This is a genomic window from Pseudomonas sp. Arb-4-2C (genome assembly GCF_055755015.1).
Window position 1 is genome coordinate 3,633,082 of sequence record NZ_CM146899.1, and the last position, 17,262, is coordinate 3,650,343.

Sequence of the window (17,262 nt, forward strand, 5' to 3'; positions counted from 1 at the left end):
TTTAGATCAATTCACGAACGTCGATGAAACGACCGTTCACCGCCGCCGCAGCGGCCATGGCCGGACTGACGAGGTGGGTGCGGCCACCGGCGCCCTGACGGCCTTCGAAGTTGCGGTTGGAGGTCGAGGCGCAATGCTCGCCGGACTCCAAACGGTCCGGGTTCATCGCCAGGCACATCGAGCAACCCGGTTCACGCCACTCGAAACCGGCTTCGAGGAAAATCTTGTCCAGACCTTCGGCTTCCGCCTGCGCCTTCACCAGACCCGAGCCCGGCACCACGATGGCCTGCTTGATGGTCGAGGCGACTTTGCGGCCCTTGGCGATCACGGCGGCGGCGCGCAAGTCTTCGATGCGCGAGTTGGTGCAGGAGCCGATGAACACGCGATCCAGTTGAATGTCGGTGATCGCCTGATTGGCGCTCAAACCCATGTATTTCAAGGCGCGGACGATCGAGTCGCGCTTGACCAGGTCCATCTCTTTGGCCGGGTCCGGCACGTTCTGATCAACGGCCAGCACCATTTCCGGGGAAGTGCCCCAGCTGACTTGCGGCTTGATCTGCGCAGCGTCCAGTTCGACCACCGTATCGAACTGGGCATCAGCGTCGGATACCAGGTCTTTCCAGGCCTCGACAGCCTGATCCCACTGCGCGCCTTTCGGTGCGAACGGACGCCCCTTGACGTACTCGACGGTCTTTTCGTCGGCAGCCACCAGGCCCACACGGGCGCCGGCTTCGATGGACATGTTGCAGATGGTCATGCGGCCTTCGACGGACAAGTCGCGGATCGCGCTGCCAGCGAACTCGATGGCATGGCCATTACCGCCGGCAGTGCCGATCTTGCCGATCACCGCGAGGACGATGTCCTTGGCGGTCACGCCGAACGGCAACTGGCCTTCGACGCGCACCAGCATGTTCTTCATTTTCTTGGCGACGAGGCACTGGGTGGCAAGCACATGCTCGACCTCGGAGGTGCCGATACCATGCGCCAGCGCACCGAACGCGCCGTGGGTCGAGGTGTGCGAGTCGCCGCAGACCACGGTCATGCCCGGCAAGGTCGCGCCCTGCTCCGGGCTGATCACGTGAACGATGCCCTGACGGATGTCGTTCATCTTGAACTCGACGATGCCGTACTCATCACAGTTGTCATCGAGGGTCTGAACCTGCAAACGCGAGACCTGATCGGCAATGGCAGCGATACCGCCCTTGCGCTCCGGGGTCGTCGGTACGTTGTGGTCCGGGGTCGCGATGTTGGCATCGATGCGCCAAGGCTTGCGCCCGGCCAGACGCAGGCCTTCGAAGGCTTGCGGCGAGGTCACTTCGTGAATGATGTGACGATCGATGTAGATCAACGCAGAGCCATCGTCGCGCTGCTTGACCAAATGCGAATCCCAGAGCTTGTCGTAGAGCGTTTTGCCGGCCATCAGACGGTTCCTCATCAGCTTGTTTCTATGCCCTGGGCTTATCAATAACCCTTTGGCTTGTGAGGCCGATCCTATGGGGTTAGATTAAATAACTCAAATTCATATTTTTTATGCTTTGGATAACCAACTGGAATACGACCCATGGACCTGGCCAACCTCAATGCCTTTATCGCTATCGCCGAGACCGGCAGCTTCTCCGGCGCCGGCGAGCGACTGCACCTGACGCAGCCAGCGATCAGCAAACGCATCGCCGGACTGGAGCAACAGTTGAAGGTGCGCCTGTTTGATCGGCTGGGCCGCGAAGTCGGTCTGACCGAGGCTGGCCGCGCCTTGCTGCCCCGGGCTTATCAGATTCTCAACGTGCTGGACGACACTCGCCGCGCCCTGACCAACCTGACCGGCGAAGTCAGCGGCCGCCTGACGCTGGCCACCAGTCACCACATCGGCCTGCACCGCTTGCCGCCGCTATTGAGGGAGTTCACCCGCCGCTACCCGCAGGTGGCGCTGGATATTCAGTTTCTGGATTCGGAAGTGGCTTACGAGGAGATCCTCCACGGCCGCGCCGAACTCGCGGTAATCACCCTGGCCCCGGAGCCGCACACACTGGTCAAAGCCACGCCAGTGTGGGACGACCCGCTGGATTTCGTGGTGGCGCCGGAGCATTCATTGATCAGCAACGGCGCGGTGAGTCTGGCGGACATTGCCGGTCATCCGGCAGTTTTCCCCGGGGGCAACACCTTTACTCACCATATTGTCCAACGCTTATTCGAGGCCCAAGGGCTGACGCCGAACATCGCCATGAGCACCAACTATCTGGAAACCATCAAAATGATGGTCTCCATCGGTCTGGCCTGGAGTGTTCTGCCCCGCACCATGCTCGATGAACAGGTGGCGCGCATACCTTTGCCGGGCATACAGCTCAGTCGCCAGCTAGGCTATATCGTGCACACCGAACGGACGCTGTCGAATGCGGCAAGGGCTTTCATGGCCTTGCTGGATGCGCAAATCGATCTGCCAGGGACTCCAGGCTAACTTGTGCTACTCCTATAGAGCCGCTGTCCCTGTGCCTAACGCCACCATCAGCTCAAGGCCCGTTAACAATGCCGAAATCTGTTGACCGAATTCCGCCGATGCCGCGTATTCAGGCCATTGATCCGCGACGTTCCGAGCAGAGCTGGGAGAGTGCGCCGCAATTGCTGGCCGCGCTCAACGGCGCCCGACTCGGCGCTTGGTACTGGGACATCGAGCGCGGGCAGATCAGTTGGTCACGGGGCACCCAGGCGCTGTTCGGCTTCGATCCACGGCAACCGCTGCCCGAAGATCTGGAATACCTCGACCTGTTGCCGCCCGAAGACCGGGCGAAAACCGTTCGCGCCTTCCACGCGGTGATTGCCGGCGCGCCACTGGAACAGGCGATGCACCACCGTATCCGCTGGCCCGACGGCAGCCTGCACTGGCTGGAGATCAGCGGCAGCCTGCTGCCGGACAAACACGGCCGCCCCCGAATGATCGGGGTGATTCGCGAAATCACCCACCAGCGCCAGCGCGAACAGGCCCTCAGCAGTTCCGAGAAACGTTTCGCCACCCTCTTCCATCTGTGCCCGAACATGGTGCTGCTGACGCGCCAGGAGGACGGCCTGATCAGCGAGGCCAATCAGTATTTCGAAAGCCTGTTCGGCTGGCCGGTGCAGAGCGCCATTGGCCGCACCACGCTGGAGCTGGGTTTGTGGGTACACCCGGAACAACGCGCCGAACTGGTGAAAAAGACCAAGGCCAAAGGCGAACTGATAAGCATGGAAGTGCAGTTTCGCGCCAGCAACGGGCAGATTCATGACGGCATCCTCAGCGCGCAGAAGGTCGAACTCGAGGGCCAGCCCTACCTGCTGAGCACCTTCCTCGACACCACCGAACGCAAAGCCGCCGAACACGCCTTGAAAGACAGTCAGGAACGCCTTGACCTGGCGCTGGACTCGGCACAGCTCGGCACCTGGGACTGGCACATCCCCAGCGGCATGCTTTACGGCTCGGCGCGAGCGGCGCAACTGCACGGGCTGGAGCCGATACCGTTTCACGAGTCGTTCGAGGAGTTTTTCGAAGGCGTGCCCGGCGAGGAACGTGACAGCATGCGCGATGCCTATCGCAGCCTGCGTGAAGGCCCGGCCGGCAACTATCAACTGACCTATCGCGTGCAACTGCCGGATGGCAGCTCGCGCTATCTGGAAAGTCGCGCCCGCCTCTACCGCGACGAAAACGGCGCCCCGCTGCGCATGGCCGGGACCTTGCTGGACATCACCGATCAGGTCGAGCGCGAGCAGCGCCTGGTCGCCTCGGAAGAGAAGTTCGCCACGCTGTTCCAGGTCAGCCCCGACCCGATCTGCGTGACCCGTCAGGACAGCGGCGAATTCATCGAAATCAACAACAGCTTCACCCAGACCTTCGGCTGGAGCGCCGCCGATGTGATCGGCCGCACCGCCGAAGACATCGGTCTGTGGGACGCCTCGGCGAAGAGCCTGCAACGCATCGAACGGGTGATCCGCGAACAGGGCCTGAGCAATGTCGCGATCATCGTCCAGCACAAGGACGGGCAGTCGCTGACTTGCGTGATTTCCAGCCGGCAGATCAGCGTCGGCAATCAGCCGTGTATCGTCACCACCCTGCGCGACATCACCCAACAGCAGCGCTCCGAGGCCGCACTCAAGGCCAGCGAAGAGAAATTCGCCAAAGCGTTCCACTCCAGTCCCGATGCCATCACCATCACCGAGCGCGACACCGGGCGCTATCTGGAGGTCAACGACGGCTTCTGCCGCCTCACCGGCTATCGCGCCGAAGAAGTGGTGGGTAAAACCGTCTACCAGATCGGCATCTGGGCCGAGGAAAAACAACGCTCGGCGCTGCTCGCCGAACTGCAGATCAAGGGCCGCGTGCATCATCAGGAAATGCTCGGGCGCAACAAGCGTGGCGAACTGCTGACGGTCGAAGTGTCGATCGAACCGATCACCCTCAACGAAACCGCATGCCTGCTGCTGACAGCGCGGGACGTCAGTCTGCTGAAGAACGCTGAAGCGCAGATCCGTCACCTGGCCTATCACGACCCGCTGACCAACCTGCCCAACCGCGCCTTACTGATGGATCGCCTGAGCCAGCAGATCGCCCTGCTCAAACGACACAATCTGCGCGGCGCACTGCTGTTCCTCGACCTTGACCACTTCAAGCACATCAACGACTCGCTGGGTCACCCGGTCGGCGACACCGTGCTGAAAATCATCACCGCACGGCTCGAAGCCAGCGTACGCATGGAAGACACCGTCGCACGCCTGGGCGGCGATGAATTCGTAGTGTTGCTCAGTGGCCTGGAGGGCACGCGCAACGAGGTCAGTGTGCAAGTGCGCGAGTTGGCCGACACCATTCGCGAACTGCTGTCGGAACCGATGTTCCTCGACGGCCAGCGCCTGCAAGTGACGCCGAGCATCGGCGTGGCGCTGATTCCCGATCACGGCTCGACCCCGACCGACCTGCTCAAGCGCGCCGACATCGCGCTGTACCGGGCCAAGGATTCCGGGCGCAACACCACGCAGATGTACCACAACACCATGCAGAAAGCCGCCAGCGAACGGCTGCGCATGGAGACCGACTTGCGCCTGGCGCTGTCTCGCGGCGAATTCAACGTGCACTTCCAGCCGCAGGTCAACGCACGGGACAACCGCATCATCGGCGCCGAGGCACTGGTGCGCTGGAATCACCCGGAACTCGGCGCGCAATCGCCCACCGAGTTCATCAAGGTGCTGGAGGAAAGCGGGCTGATTCTGGAAGTCGGCACCTGGATCCTCGACGAGGCTTGCGAAGCGTTCAAGCAACTGATCGCCTTGAAGCTGATCGACCCTCTCAATTTCAGCCTCTGTGTGAACATCAGCCCACGGCAGTTCCGCCAGAACGACTTCGTCGAACGTATCGAACACAGCATGACCAGCCACGGCCTGCCCTGCTCGCTGCTGAAACTGGAGATTACCGAGGGCATCGTCATCCAGAACCTGGAAGACACCATCAGCAAGATGCGCCGCCTGAAAAAGCTCGGCGTGAGCTTCGCCATGGACGACTTCGGCACCGGCTACTCGTCACTGACCTACCTCAAGCGCCTGCCGGTGGACACCCTGAAAATCGACCAGTCGTTCATCCGCGACGCGACCACCGACCCCAACGACGCCGAGATCATCCGCGCCATCGTCGCCATGGCCCGCAGCCTGGAACTGGAGGTGATTGCCGAGGGCGTGGAAACACCGGAACAACTGGCGTTTTTGCAGGGACTGGGCTGCCATTTGTATCAGGGCTATCTGCACAGTCGCCCGGTGGCGCTGGAGGCGTTGAAAACGATGCTCGAATGACGGGCACAAAAAAGGGCGCCATTGGCGCCCTTTTTCTTGCTCGGCCTTATTGCAGAGCCGGCTTCTGCACCCCGTTGATCGGGATGCGCTTGGCTTTCGCTTCTTCCGGGATCACCCGCAACAGGTCGATGCTCAGCAGACCGTTGCTCAGATCGGCGGCCTTGATCTCGATGTGATCGGCCAGGCGGAAGGACAGCTTGAAAGCACGCTGGGCAATGCCCTGATGCAAGAAGGTCACGCCTTCGTTGGCATCACGCTTGCCGCCACTGATGGTCAGCACACCCTTCTCGACTTGCAGCTCCAGGTCTTCTTCCTGGAAACCGGCTGCCGCTACGACGATGCGGTATTGATCGTCACCGTGTTTTTCCACGTTGTACGGTGGATAGGTGCTGCCTGGCTCGTTGCGCAGGGCGGTTTCGAACAGATCGTTGAAGCGGTCGAAACCTACCGAGGAACGGAACAGTGGAGCGAGGGAAAATGCAGTACTCATGGTTCAAATCTCCTGAAAACAATCAGCAAGTTTTTGTGTCTCCGCGACCCGAATTCGGCATCGCGTACCCCTTAGATAGGGACCGCTGAAATGATTTCAAGAGATTATTTGCAGTTTTTTTCAGGCCGCTTCGGCAACCGGCAACCCCAGCAAACGCGAGACCTGATCCGGTTCTGTCTCGCGACGCAGCACGGTAAACAGCTCGGTAGCCTCGGGATAATTGCGCGTCAGCATCGCCAGCCATTGCTTCAACCGACCCGGCGATTGCCGCGCAGTCATCTGCGCCTTGGCCTGCAGCCAGAAGTCCTGGATCAGCGGCAACAGTTCGGCCCAGGTCATCTCGACCACTTCCTCGCCGGCGCGGGCGGCAGCGATCTGTTTGGCCAGGTCGGGGCGCGACACCAGGCCGCGCCCGAGCATGATGTCTTCCACGCCGCTGATCTCGCGGCAACGCCGCCAGTCTTCGACGCTCCAGATGTCACCATTGGCGAACACCGGCACCTTGACCACCTCCTGCACCCGCGGGATCCACTCCCAGTGCGCCGGCGGCTTGTAGCCATCGACCTTGGTCCGGGCGTGAACCACGATGTGTTCGGCGCCACCCTCGGCCAGCGCAGTCGCGCAGACCAGCGAGCCGTCCGGACTGTCGAAGCCCAGGCGCATCTTCGCAGTCACCGGGATGTGCGCCGGCACGGCACGACGCACGTGCTCGACGATGCTGTTGAGCAGCTCCGGCTCCTTGAGCAGCACCGCCCCGCCCCGGGATTTGTTGACGGTCTTGGCCGGGCAGCCGAAGTTCAGGTCGATCACTTCGGAGCCGAGTTCGCAGGCCAGCGCAGCATTTTCCGCCAGGCACACCGGATCGGAACCCAACAACTGCACGCGCAACGGTACGCCGGACCGGGTGCGGGCGCCGTTGAGCAGCTCCGGGCCGAACTTGTGAAAGTAGGCCGGGGTGAGCAACTGATCGTTGATCCGAATGAATTCGGTCACGCACCAGTCGATGCCGCCAACGCGGGTCAGCACGTCGCGCAGGATATCGTCGACCAACCCCTCCATGGGCGCCAGAGCAATTTGCATGGGGAAAACACTACTCAAGGAAAAAACGTGCGGCAGTTTACTGGATATCGCAAGAAATCGCAGATCCCTGTGGGAGCGGGCTTGCTCGCGAAGGCGTCGTGTCAGTCAGCATTCATTTAGCTGATCCACCGCTTTCGCGAGCAAGCCCGCTCCCACATTCAGATATTCGCTGACTCGAGAGACTGGATCGCCGGGCCGTAACCTTCGATAAACTCCGCCGGCATGCGCTTGGGCTTGCCGGTGGACAGTTCGATGCAGACGAAGGTGGTCTGGGCGCGCAACAGGGTGGTGTTGTCGCTGGGGCGAATCAGTTGGAAATGCCGGGTCATTTTCAGGCGCTGGTCCCAATCGACGATCCAGGTCGCCAATTGCAGCTCATCGCCTTCGTAGGCGGCCGCCAGATAATCGATTTCGTGACGCACCACCGCCATCGCCCGATCCAGGCGCCGGTACTCGACCAGATCCAGCCCAAGACGCTGCGAGTGGCGCCAGGCGCAGCGTTCAAGCCAGGTCACGTACACCGCGTTGTTCGCGTGGCCCAGCCCGTCGATATCCTCGGCGCCTACTTGCAGATCAATGGTGAACGGCGTTGCCCGATCCCAGCCCATGCCCCACTCCCGGTCAGATTATTCAACCGGGGCAGTGTAACGGATGCTCAGGCCGATTGCCGCGCTTGAAGACTGCGCCCCGCCAACAGTGATAACACGCCATCAACCACCCGGGGGTCGGCCAGCACGCGCTGGTGACCGCCGCTTTCCAGGCGCAGCAAACGGCTGTCGAACCAGGATTCGTGGATCAGTTGCGATTCCTTGACCGAGACGAAGCTGTCGTCCTCGGCATGCACGATCAGCCCGGGCATATCCAGTTGATAGTGCGCGACATCCAGCGTGGCTGCGCGCATGCCGACATCCCGCTCGACCTGCCGGATGAACGCGGAACGCGCCCTCGGCGGCATGCCGACATACCGGGCGAAACCACGCAGCACGCCGAGTATCCTTGCGGGCGCAGCGATACTGACGAGGGTTTCGGTGCGCAATCCCAATTGCACGGCGAGCATGGCGCTGGCGCCGCCCATGGAGTGGCCGATGACCGCTTGCAGCGGTGGCAACTCGGCAGCGGCTTCAAGCATCGCCCGAGCAAACAGCACGACATTGGCTTCACGCCCCGGGGAGCGACCGTGGGCCGGACCATCCAGCGCAACGACAGTGTAGCCAGCCTCGACCAGCGCGGTGATCAGAGCCGCAAACTGGGTTGGCCGGCCTTCCCAACCGTGCATCAGCAATACGGTCGGGCCTTGACCCCAGCGCAGGGCTGACAGACCAAAGCGCAAGGTGATCCGCTCGGAACTCGCCAGCAGCGGCAACTCCCAATCACGCAGTGGCAGTGCGCGCGGCGTCATGAATGCCAGACGCATTTTGCTCGCCACCAATTTCGGTGCAAACCAGCCCAAGGTGCCATTAACGCCACGAACCCACTTCAACGTGCTCATCGCTCTCTCCTCAGGCTGTGGCCTTCAGGTCAACGCACCGCCGACTTGGCCGCGCGCAGCAATCGATCGGATAAATCCCCCGGGCCCAGCGCCCTAGCCAGCGCCAGACCACCTACCATCAAAGCCACATCGGCCAACGCTTTGTCGGTGTCCTCGGGGCTGGACGCCAACTGCGCAATCATCAGTTCCAGGTGCTCGTTCAGCGCGATCCGGAATGACTCCGGCAAACGACCCAGTTCGCCGATCGACGCCGGGATCGGACACGCCGACTCACTGGAATCACGGTGTTTGCGCGACAGATAAAACGCAGCCACCAGCGCACGACGCTCTTCACCGGTCAGCTCGGAGTCCATGTCGGCAATCAGGTCGCGTCGGCGGCCAAGCAATTGCTTGAACGCCTCAAGCATCATCGCGTCCTTGCTTTCGAAGTGCGCATAGAAACCACCGACGGTCAGGCCGGCGGCGCCCATCACTTCGCCCACGCTGGGGTCTGCCGGGCCACGCTGGATCAGTGCGGCACTGGCAGCCTTGAGGATGCGTTCGCGGGTTTGAGCTTTTTTATCGTTCATCGTTGCCTCCGAATATTACGACTAGAATATTATTCGCATAATAATATTCTGCAAGTCGAGGATATGACCGCTGGTCTGAAGCACAGTGTAAGGAAAAAGGAGAGTTGGCCAAACGCCAGACAAACAAAAGGGCCATTCAATAATTGAATGACCCTTATAAATCCCGCAGAGCGGGTAATCGTGGCGTCCCCTAGGGGACTCGAACCCCTGTTACCGCCGTGAAAGGGCGGTGTCCTAGGCCACTAGACGAAGGGGACGCAAAACCCTTCTACAACTGATCAGTGCTGAGTGCTGATCGCTTCAAGGCCGGTGTGGCCAGACCTTGAAGTGTAAATTGGTGGAGCTAAGCGGGATCGAACCGCTGACCTCCTGCATGCCATGCAGGCGCTCTCCCAGCTGAGCTATAGCCCCGGATTTTTCGCCTCGCGGCGGAGTGACATCTTGCAACATCACTTCTGTAAAACTGGCGTCCCCTAGGGGACTCGAACCCCTGTTACCGCCGTGAAAGGGCGGTGTCCTAGGCCACTAGACGAAGGGGACGCAAACCCTTCTATACAACTGATCAACGCTGAGTGTTGATCGCTTCGAAGCCGGTGTGGCCAGGCTTCGAAGTGTAAATTGGTGGAGCTAGACGGGATCGAACCGTCGACCTCTTGCATGCCATGCAAGCGCTCTCCCAGCTGAGCTATAGCCCCTCATCGTTGATGTCATCGCTGAGGACGGGGCGAATCTTAAGGGCGTATCGAAAGCCTGTCAAACTTATTTTTGAAAAATTTCAAAGTTTTTTGTCGGCATAACAATCACTTACCGCCCTCCCCCCGAAAATCCGGGGGAAAAACGCCGAAGGCCGGAATCAAACGATCCCGGCCTTCGGCGGTTCCTGCAGAGTCAAGTGTGCTTAGGCAATCGCGCCCAGCAGCTTTTCCCACTCTTTGTTTTCTTTCTTCGACACGCCGCCCAGCAGATCAATCGCCTGGCGCAGACGGAAACGGGTCAGGTCGGGACCGAGGATTTCCATCGCATCGAGCACCGACACCGAACTCGCCTGCCCAGTGATTGCGGCAAACATCAGCGGCATCGCATCACGCAGTTTCAGCTCGAGGGATTCGACCACCGCCTGAATCGTTGCGGTGATGCTGTCCTTCTCCCACTGACGCAGGCTTTCGAGCTTCCACAGAATCAGCTGCATCAACTGGCGTACCTGATCGCCCGAAAGCTTCTTCGATTCGAACAGCTTGGCATCCGGATTGACGCCACCAGCAAAGAAGAAGCCTCCCAGCGGTGCAACCTGGCTGAAGGTTTCCACGCGGCCCTGAACCAGCGGCGCGATCTTCATCATGTAATCGGAGTTGAACGCCCACTTCTGCACACGCGCGGCAAATTCTTCCACCGGCAGATCACGCAGCCACTGGCCGTTGAGCCACGACAGTTTTTCGATGTCGAAGATCGGCCCGCCGAGCGATACGCGCTTGAGATCGAAGTTGTCGACCATTTCCTGCAGCGAGAACTTTTCGCGCTCGTCCGGCATCGACCAGCCCATGCGGCCCAGGTAGTTGAGCATCGCTTCCGGCATGAAGCCCATGCGCTCGTAGAAAGTCACCGAGGTCGGGTTCTTGCGCTTGGACAGCTTGCTCTTGTCCGGATTACGCAGCAGCGGCATGTAGCACAGCTCAGGCTGTTCCCAACCGAAGTATTCGTACAGCAGAATCAGTTTCGGTGCCGACGGCAGCCACTCTTCGCCGCGCAGCACGTGGGTGATGCCCATCAGATGGTCGTCGACCACGTTGGCGAGGAAATAAGTCGGCAGGCCGTCGGTCTTCATCAGCACTTGCATGTCCATGCGATCCCACGGGATCTCGACATCGCCACGCAACATATCCGGCACCACGCAGACGCCTTCGGTCGGCACCTTCATGCGGATTACGTGCGGTTCGCCGGCCGCCAGACGCGCGGCGACTTCTTCCTTGGACAGCAGCAGCGCGCGGCCGTCGTAACGCGGGGTTTCGCCACGCGCCATTTGCTCGGCGCGCATCTGGTCCAGCTCTTCAGCGGTGCAGAAGCACGGGAACGCGTGGCCCATGTCGACCAGTTGCTGGCAATACTTCTGATAGATATCGCCACGCTCACTCTGCCGGTACGGACCGTGCGGGCCGCCGACGTCCGGGCCTTCGCTCCAGTCGATACCCAACCAGCGCAAGGCGTCGAAGATCTGCTGTTCGGACTCGCGGGTCGAACGCAACTGATCGGTGTCTTCGATGCGCAGGATGAACTCACCGCCATGCTGCTTGGCAAAGCAGTAGTTGAACAATGCGATGTAAGCGGTACCTACGTGGGGGTCCCCGGTAGGCGATGGCGCGATGCGAGTACGGACGGTGGTCATGGCATGTCTCGAAAAGAATGAAAAGCAGAACAATCAAGCGGCGAATGGTAACAGGCGACACCCGCCCCGCTCCAGCGGGCAGGGCATATAAGCCAAGTTTGCGGCTGGAACGCCCATAGAGTGCGGTGAATGGCGGAATATCGGCCGACGGCATTTACCGTTTATCGGCTTCGTGCCAGATTCGCCTCCTGATAACTTTCCTTACAATTCCTCGACTACAGTTTGCCCATGCCTGCCCAACTCAAGCGTCGCCTGTTTATTTTCCTGCTGCTGGTTCTGTTGATTGCCGGGGGCTTCTTCGCCCATTGGTTTTTCAAGGGACGCTTTTATGAAAGCACCGACAACGCCTATGTCCAGGGCGAGATCACTCGTGTATCGAGCCAGCTGAGCGCGCGCATCGACGAAGTGCTGGTACAGGACAATCAGCACGTGGAAAAAGGCCAGTTGCTGGTACGCCTTGAACCCAACGATTTCCGCCTGGCAGTGGATCGCGCCAACGCCGCGCTTGCCACCCGCGAGGCCGAGCGCCTGCAAGCCCAAAGCAAGCTGACCCAGCAATCAAGCCTGATCGCCGCCAGCGATGCACAAGTGGCAACCACCCAGGCCACCCTCGGCCGTTCGCAGATCGACTTGTCGCGGGCAGAGACCCTGCGCAAACCCGGCTATGTCTCTGAAGAGCGGGTCACCACCCTCTCCGCCGACACCCATATCGCTCGCTCACAAGTGGCCAAGGCCCAGGCCGACGCCCAGAGCCAACGCCAACAGGTCAATGCCCTCGCCGCCGAGATCAAACGCCTCGACGCGCAGATCGCCAACGCCCGCGCCGACCAGGCGCAAGCCGAACTCAACCTGACCCGCAGTGAAATCCACGCACCGATCAGCGGCCTGGTCGGCCAGCGCGCCGCGCGCAATGGTCAGGTGGTGCAGGCCGGCGCCTATCTGCTGTCGATCGTCCCGGACGAAGACATCTGGGTCCAGGCCAACTTCAAGGAAACCCAGATCGGCCACATGGTTCCCGGACAAAAAGCCGAGCTGACCTTCGACGCCTACAGTGACACGCCGATCGAAGCGCGGGTCAACAGTCTGTTCGCCGCCTCGGGTGCGCAGTTCAGCCTGTTGCCGCCGGACAACGCCACCGGCAACTTCACCAAAGTCGTGCAACGGATTCCGGTGAAACTGACGTTCAAGGCCGACAATCCGCTGCACGGCAAAATCCGCCCGGGCATGTCGGTCACCGCCACCGTGAACATCAAAGACGCCCCAGACAATGGCCGGTGATTCGCTGATCCGCCCGGTTGGCGAACCGACCCGGCGCGATTGGATTGCGGTGATGAGCGTGATGCTCGGCGCGTTCATGGCAGTGCTCGACATCCAGATCACCAACTCCTCCCTGAAAGACATTCAGGGCGCGCTGTCGGCGACGCTGGAAGAAGGCTCGTGGATTTCCACCTCGTACCTGGTCGCGGAAATCATCATGATTCCGCTGACCGCGTGGCTGGTGCAGCTGCTCTCGGCACGGCGGCTGGCGGTGTGGGTGTCACTGGGGTTTCTGGTTTCGTCCTTGCTGTGCTCGATGGCCTGGAGCCTCGAAAGCATGATCGTATTTCGCGCCATGCAGGGCTTCACCGGCGGTGCGCTGATCCCGCTGGCGTTCACCCTGACCCTGATCAAACTCCCCGAACACCACCGCGCCAAAGGCATGGCGATGTTCGCCATGACCGCCACCTTCGCCCCTTCCATCGGCCCCACCCTCGGCGGCTGGCTCACGGAAAACTGGGGCTGGGAATACATCTTCTACATCAACATCCCGCCAGGGCTGATCATGATCGCCGGGCTGATGTATGGCCTGGAAAAGAAAGAGGCGCACTGGGAACTGCTGAAAAGCACCGACTACACCGGCATCCTCACCCTCGGTGTCGGCCTCGGTTGCCTGCAAGTGTTTCTCGAGGAAGGCCACCGCAAGGACTGGCTCGAATCGAATCTGATCGTGACCCTGGGCAGCATTGCCCTCATCAGCCTGATCACCTTTGTGATCGTGCAGATCTCCAAACCCAATCCGCTGATCAACCTCGGCATCCTGCGCAATCGCAATTTCGGCCTGTCGAGCATTTCCAGCCTGGGCATGGGCGTCGGGTTGTACGGTTCGATTTACCTGTTGCCGCTGTATCTGGCGCAGATCCAGAACTACAACGCCCTGCAGATCGGCGAAGTGATCATGTGGATGGGCGTGCCGCAACTGTTCCTGATTCCGCTGGTACCGAAGTTGATGAAATTCGTTTCGCCAAAGTGGCTGTGCACGCTGGGCTTCGGCTTGTTCGGGCTGGCGAGTTTTTCGTCAGGGGTGCTCAACCCGGATTTCGCCGGGCCGCAGTTCAACCAGATCCAGATCATCCGCGCCCTCGGTCAACCGTTGATCATGGTGACCATTTCACTGATCGCCACGGCCTACATCCTGCCGCAGGACGCCGGCTCGGCGTCGAGCCTGTTCAACATCCTGCGCAACCTCGGCGGTGCGATCGGCATCGCCCTGCTCGCCACGCTGCTGGATGCCCGCACCAAGACCTATTTCGATTACCTGCGTGAGGCGGTGGTGCCGACCAATCCGCAGGTGGCCGAGCGCCTGGCGTCGATGACCGACCGGTTTGGCAGCGATACGGCGGCGCTGGGCAAGTTGAGTGAAATCGTGCATCAGCAGGCACTGATCATGGCCTACAACGATGCGTTTCACTTTGTCGGCATTGCGCTGGGGATCAGCATGTTGGCGATTCTGTTGACCAAGAAACTGCCACAGGGACTCAAGGCTGGGGAATCTCATTGAGACCGCGTTGCCCCATTCGCGAGCAAGCCCGCTCCCACATTGGATCTGTGGCATTCACAAATCCCCTGTGGGAGCGGGCTTGCTCGCGAAGAGGCCCGATCAGACGATGAAGATCAAACCGCCAAAAGCCGCTCACGCAGCTTGGCAATCTCGTCGCGCATCTGCGCCGCTGCCTCAAACTCCAGATCCCACGCCAGTTGATACATCTCCCACAGGGGATTTGTGAACGACACAGATCCAATGTGGGAGCGGGCTTGCTCGCGAAGAGGCCCGATCAGACGATGAAGATCAAACCGCCAAAAGCCGCTCACGCAGCTTGGCAATCTCGTCGCGCATCTGCGCCGCCGCCTCAAACTCCAGATCCCGCGCCAGCTGATACATCTTCTCTTCCAGCGCCCGAATGCGCTTGGTGATTTCGCTCGGCGAGCGCAGTTCGGCTTCGTATTTGGCGTTTTCTTCGGCGGCCTTGGCCATGCCCTTGCGCTTCTTGCTGCGCGAGCCGGGCACGGTGGCGCCTTCCATGATGTCGGCGACGTCCTTGAACACACCTTTGGGGGTGATGCCGTTTTCCAGGTTGAAGGCGATCTGTTTGTCGCGACGGCGCTCGGTCTCGCCAATCGCCCGCTCCATGGAGCCCGTAATGCGGTCGGCGTAGAGAATCGCTCGCCCGTTGAGGTTCCGTGCAGCCCGGCCAATGGTCTGGATCAGCGAGCGCTCGGAGCGCAGGAAACCTTCCTTGTCGGCATCGAGGATCGCCACCAGCGACACCTCAGGCATGTCCAGACCTTCGCGCAGCAGGTTGATCCCCACCAGCACATCGAAGGTACCCAGGCGCAAGTCGCGGATGATTTCGACCCGCTCGACGGTGTCGATGTCCGAGTGCAGATAACGCACGCGCACGCCGTGGTCAGCGAGGTAATCGGTGAGGTCTTCGGCCATGCGCTTGGTCAACGTGGTGACCAGCACCCGCTCTTCGACCGCCACGCGCTTGGTGATTTCCGAGAGCAGGTCATCGACCTGCGTCAGCGCCGGGCGCACTTCAACTTGCGGGTCGACCAGACCGGTCGGACGCACCACTTGCTCGACCACGCGCCCGGCATGCTCGGCTTCGTAGTTACCCGGGGTGGCCGAGACGAAAATGGTCTGCGGGCTCACCCCTTCCCATTCGTCAAAACGCATTGGGCGGTTGTCCAGTGCCGAGGGCAGACGGAAACCGTATTCCACCAGCGTCTCTTTACGCGAACGGTCGCCCTTATACATCGCGCCCACTTGCGGCACGCTGACGTGGGATTCGTCGATCACCAGCAAGGCGTCGGCCGGCAGGTAATCGTAGAGCGTGGGTGGCGCGGCACCGGCCGGGCGTCCGGACAGGTAGCGCGAGTAGTTTTCGATGCCGTTGCAGTAGCCCAGCTCGAGAATCATCTCCAGGTCGAAACGCGTGCGTTGCTCGAGGCGCTGAGCCTCCACCAGTTTGTTGTTGCTGCGCAGGTATTCCAGGCGTTCCTGCAATTCGACCTTGATGTGCTCGATCGCGTCGAGCAGGGTCTCACGCGGCGTCACGTAGTGGCTCTTCGGATAGAAGGTGAAGCGCGGCATCTTGCGGATGACTTCGCCGGTCAGCGGATCGAACGCGGAAATGCTCTCCACCTCATCGTCGAACAGCTCGATGCGGATCGCTTCAAGGTCCGATTCCGCCGGATAGATGTCGATCACATCGCCGCGCACACGAAAGGTCGCGCGGGCAAAGTCCATGTCGTTGCGGGTGTATTGCAGGTCGGCCAGGCGTCGCAGCAGCGCACGCTGATCGAGTTTGTCGCCACGATCGACGTGCAACACCATCTTCAAATAAGTTTCCGGACTGCCCAGACCGTAGATGCACGACACCGTAGTGACGATGATTGCGTCCTTGCGCTCAAGCAGCGCCTTGGTCGCGGACAGGCGCATCTGCTCGATGTGGTCGTTGATCGACGCGTCCTTCTCGATGAAGGTGTCGGACGACGGCACATAGGCTTCTGGCTGGTAGTAGTCGTAGTAGGAAACGAAATATTCAACGGCGTTGTTCGGGAAGAACGCCTTGAACTCACCGTACAGCTGCGCGGCCAGGGTCTTGTTCGGCGCCAGCACCAGAGTTGGACGCTGTATCTGCGAGATGACGTTGGCAATGCTGAAGGTCTTGCCCGAGCCGGTCACACCGAGCAGCGTCTGGTGGGCCAGCCCGGCTTCGATGCCCTCGACCAGTTGGCGGATGGCTTCCGGCTGATCGCCGGCGGGCTCAAAGCGGGTGACTAGCTGGAATTCGGACATACACACCTCTGGGATCGCGGCTCGCGCAGAAAACAGCCGAGCCACGGGGATGACCGCAAACGACCGTTGTCGCCCAAGGAAAAACGAAGATTGTGCTCAATGTGGAGTCGATTGCCTCGCCTTTCAAGGCAAACGTCCTACATCCGGTAAAGTCTCCGACAAGACCAATCGACTAACGGTCAAGAAATAATCGGAGAAACTTGCCTGAAAAGCTGAATCGCCTGTCGCCATTGCTCGCTGATGGCCTCTATACTAGCTCCCCGTTTGTGCACCGCTCTAGTGCATTCGGCTGGAGCGCCACACGTCCCTCCATTATCCATTCAGAGCCGCCGT

12 protein-coding genes, 4 tRNA genes and 1 pseudogene are annotated in these 17,262 nt (G+C 60.7%); 4 read left to right on the forward strand and 13 right to left on the reverse strand.

Features of this window, described 5'->3' with window-relative positions; all coding sequences use genetic code 11:
* Position 1: 1 nt before the first annotated feature.
* A complete protein-coding gene (leuC, locus tag AC0J41_RS16250; RefSeq protein WP_025111181.1) occupies positions 2-1,420 on the reverse strand; it encodes a 3-isopropylmalate dehydratase large subunit in 1,419 nt (472 codons plus the stop codon).
* A 141-nt stretch (positions 1,421-1,561) separates the two neighbouring features.
* On the opposite strand from leuC, the gene AC0J41_RS16255 reads away from it, so the two are divergent.
* Both AC0J41_RS16255 and AC0J41_RS16260 read left to right on the forward strand, forming a co-directional pair.
* Positions 1,562-2,452, forward strand: coding sequence for a LysR family transcriptional regulator (locus AC0J41_RS16255; protein ID WP_007969232.1), 891 nt, complete (start codon positions 1,562-1,564; stop codon positions 2,450-2,452).
* 68 nt (positions 2,453-2,520) lie between these two features.
* The gene (locus AC0J41_RS16260) at positions 2,521-5,799 is read left to right on the forward strand and encodes a sensor domain-containing protein (protein WP_473013027.1); all 3,279 of its coding nucleotides are present in this window, start codon (positions 2,521-2,523) and stop codon (positions 5,797-5,799) included.
* A gap of 46 nt (positions 5,800-5,845) precedes the next feature.
* Here AC0J41_RS16260 and AC0J41_RS16265 read toward each other — a convergent pair whose 3' ends face one another.
* From AC0J41_RS16265 to gltX, 10 genes are all read right to left on the reverse strand, one after another.
* On the reverse strand, positions 5,846-6,289 hold the full coding sequence (locus tag AC0J41_RS16265) for an Hsp20 family protein (RefSeq protein ID WP_025111179.1): 444 nt from the start codon (positions 6,287-6,289) through the stop codon (positions 5,846-5,848).
* 120 nt (positions 6,290-6,409) lie between these two features.
* Positions 6,410-7,369: a tRNA dihydrouridine synthase gene (locus AC0J41_RS16270; protein ID WP_473013028.1), complete on the reverse strand. Its 960-nt coding sequence runs from the start codon at positions 7,367-7,369 to the stop codon at positions 6,410-6,412.
* 158 nt (positions 7,370-7,527) lie between these two features.
* Positions 7,528-7,977 (reverse strand): acyl-CoA thioesterase, encoded by a 450-nt coding sequence (locus AC0J41_RS16275; RefSeq protein WP_025111177.1) that lies wholly within the window; start codon positions 7,975-7,977, stop codon positions 7,528-7,530.
* Between the two features lie 47 nt (positions 7,978-8,024).
* Positions 8,025-8,858 (reverse strand): alpha/beta fold hydrolase, encoded by an 834-nt coding sequence (locus AC0J41_RS16280; RefSeq protein WP_025111176.1) that lies wholly within the window; start codon positions 8,856-8,858, stop codon positions 8,025-8,027.
* Positions 8,859-8,887: 29 nt separating this feature from the next.
* Entirely contained in the window at positions 8,888-9,427 is a 540-nt protein-coding gene (locus tag AC0J41_RS16285; protein WP_025111175.1) for a TetR/AcrR family transcriptional regulator, read from the reverse strand.
* A gap of 181 nt (positions 9,428-9,608) precedes the next feature.
* Positions 9,609-9,684: transfer RNA gene (locus tag AC0J41_RS16290), tRNA-Glu, on the reverse strand.
* 78 nt (positions 9,685-9,762) lie between these two features.
* Positions 9,763-9,838 (reverse strand) — tRNA-Ala (locus AC0J41_RS16295).
* A gap of 53 nt (positions 9,839-9,891) precedes the next feature.
* Positions 9,892-9,967 (reverse strand) — tRNA-Glu (locus AC0J41_RS16300).
* A 79-nt stretch (positions 9,968-10,046) separates the two neighbouring features.
* Positions 10,047-10,122 (reverse strand) — tRNA-Ala (locus tag AC0J41_RS16305).
* A 203-nt stretch (positions 10,123-10,325) separates the two neighbouring features.
* On the reverse strand, positions 10,326-11,807 hold the full coding sequence (gene gltX, locus AC0J41_RS16310) for a glutamate--tRNA ligase (RefSeq protein ID WP_473013029.1): 1,482 nt from the start codon (positions 11,805-11,807) through the stop codon (positions 10,326-10,328).
* A gap of 228 nt (positions 11,808-12,035) precedes the next feature.
* On the opposite strand from gltX, the gene AC0J41_RS16315 reads away from it, so the two are divergent.
* Both AC0J41_RS16315 and AC0J41_RS16320 read left to right on the forward strand, forming a co-directional pair.
* Positions 12,036-13,085: an HlyD family secretion protein gene (locus tag AC0J41_RS16315; protein ID WP_473013030.1), complete on the forward strand. Its 1,050-nt coding sequence runs from the start codon at positions 12,036-12,038 to the stop codon at positions 13,083-13,085.
* Complete coding sequence (locus AC0J41_RS16320; protein ID WP_025111172.1) at positions 13,075-14,625, forward strand: MDR family MFS transporter; 1,551 nt, start codon at positions 13,075-13,077, stop codon at positions 14,623-14,625. Before AC0J41_RS16315 ends, AC0J41_RS16320 begins: the two co-directional genes overlap by 11 nt.
* A 113-nt stretch (positions 14,626-14,738) precedes the next feature.
* Here AC0J41_RS16320 and AC0J41_RS16325 read toward each other — a convergent pair.
* Together AC0J41_RS16325 and uvrB are read right to left on the reverse strand one after the other, a co-directional pair.
* A pseudogene (locus AC0J41_RS16325) lies at positions 14,739-14,834 on the reverse strand (UvrB/UvrC motif-containing protein); the annotation flags it as partial.
* 79 nt (positions 14,835-14,913) lie between these two features.
* Positions 14,914-16,929 carry an excinuclease ABC subunit UvrB gene (gene uvrB / locus AC0J41_RS16330; protein WP_025111171.1) on the reverse strand — a complete coding sequence of 672 codons (2,016 nt, stop codon included), beginning with the start codon at positions 16,927-16,929 and terminating at the stop codon, positions 14,914-14,916.
* Positions 16,930-17,262: the final 333 nt, after the last annotated feature.

Excerpts from the sequence above, each read along its gene's own strand:
- leuC (WP_025111181.1), bottom strand. The coding sequence starts at position 1,420 with ATGGCCGGCAAAACGCTCTACGACAAGCTCTGGGATTCGCATTTGGTC.
- AC0J41_RS16255 (WP_007969232.1), top strand. The coding sequence starts at position 1,562 with ATGGACCTGGCCAACCTCAATGCCTTTATCGCTATCGCCGAGACCGGC.
- AC0J41_RS16260 (WP_473013027.1), top strand. The coding sequence starts at position 2,521 with ATGCCGAAATCTGTTGACCGAATTCCGCCGATGCCGCGTATTCAGGCC.
- AC0J41_RS16265 (WP_025111179.1), bottom strand. The coding sequence starts at position 6,289 with ATGAGTACTGCATTTTCCCTCGCTCCACTGTTCCGTTCCTCGGTAGGT.
- AC0J41_RS16270 (WP_473013028.1), bottom strand. The coding sequence starts at position 7,369 with ATGCAAATTGCTCTGGCGCCCATGGAGGGGTTGGTCGACGATATCCTG.
- AC0J41_RS16275 (WP_025111177.1), bottom strand. The coding sequence starts at position 7,977 with ATGGGCTGGGATCGGGCAACGCCGTTCACCATTGATCTGCAAGTAGGC.
- AC0J41_RS16280 (WP_025111176.1), bottom strand. The coding sequence starts at position 8,858 with ATGAGCACGTTGAAGTGGGTTCGTGGCGTTAATGGCACCTTGGGCTGG.
- AC0J41_RS16285 (WP_025111175.1), bottom strand. The coding sequence starts at position 9,427 with ATGAACGATAAAAAAGCTCAAACCCGCGAACGCATCCTCAAGGCTGCC.
- gltX (WP_473013029.1), bottom strand. The coding sequence starts at position 11,807 with ATGACCACCGTCCGTACTCGCATCGCGCCATCGCCTACCGGGGACCCC.
- AC0J41_RS16315 (WP_473013030.1), top strand. The coding sequence starts at position 12,036 with ATGCCTGCCCAACTCAAGCGTCGCCTGTTTATTTTCCTGCTGCTGGTT.
- AC0J41_RS16320 (WP_025111172.1), top strand. The coding sequence starts at position 13,075 with ATGGCCGGTGATTCGCTGATCCGCCCGGTTGGCGAACCGACCCGGCGC.
- uvrB (WP_025111171.1), bottom strand. The coding sequence starts at position 16,929 with ATGTCCGAATTCCAGCTAGTCACCCGCTTTGAGCCCGCCGGCGATCAG.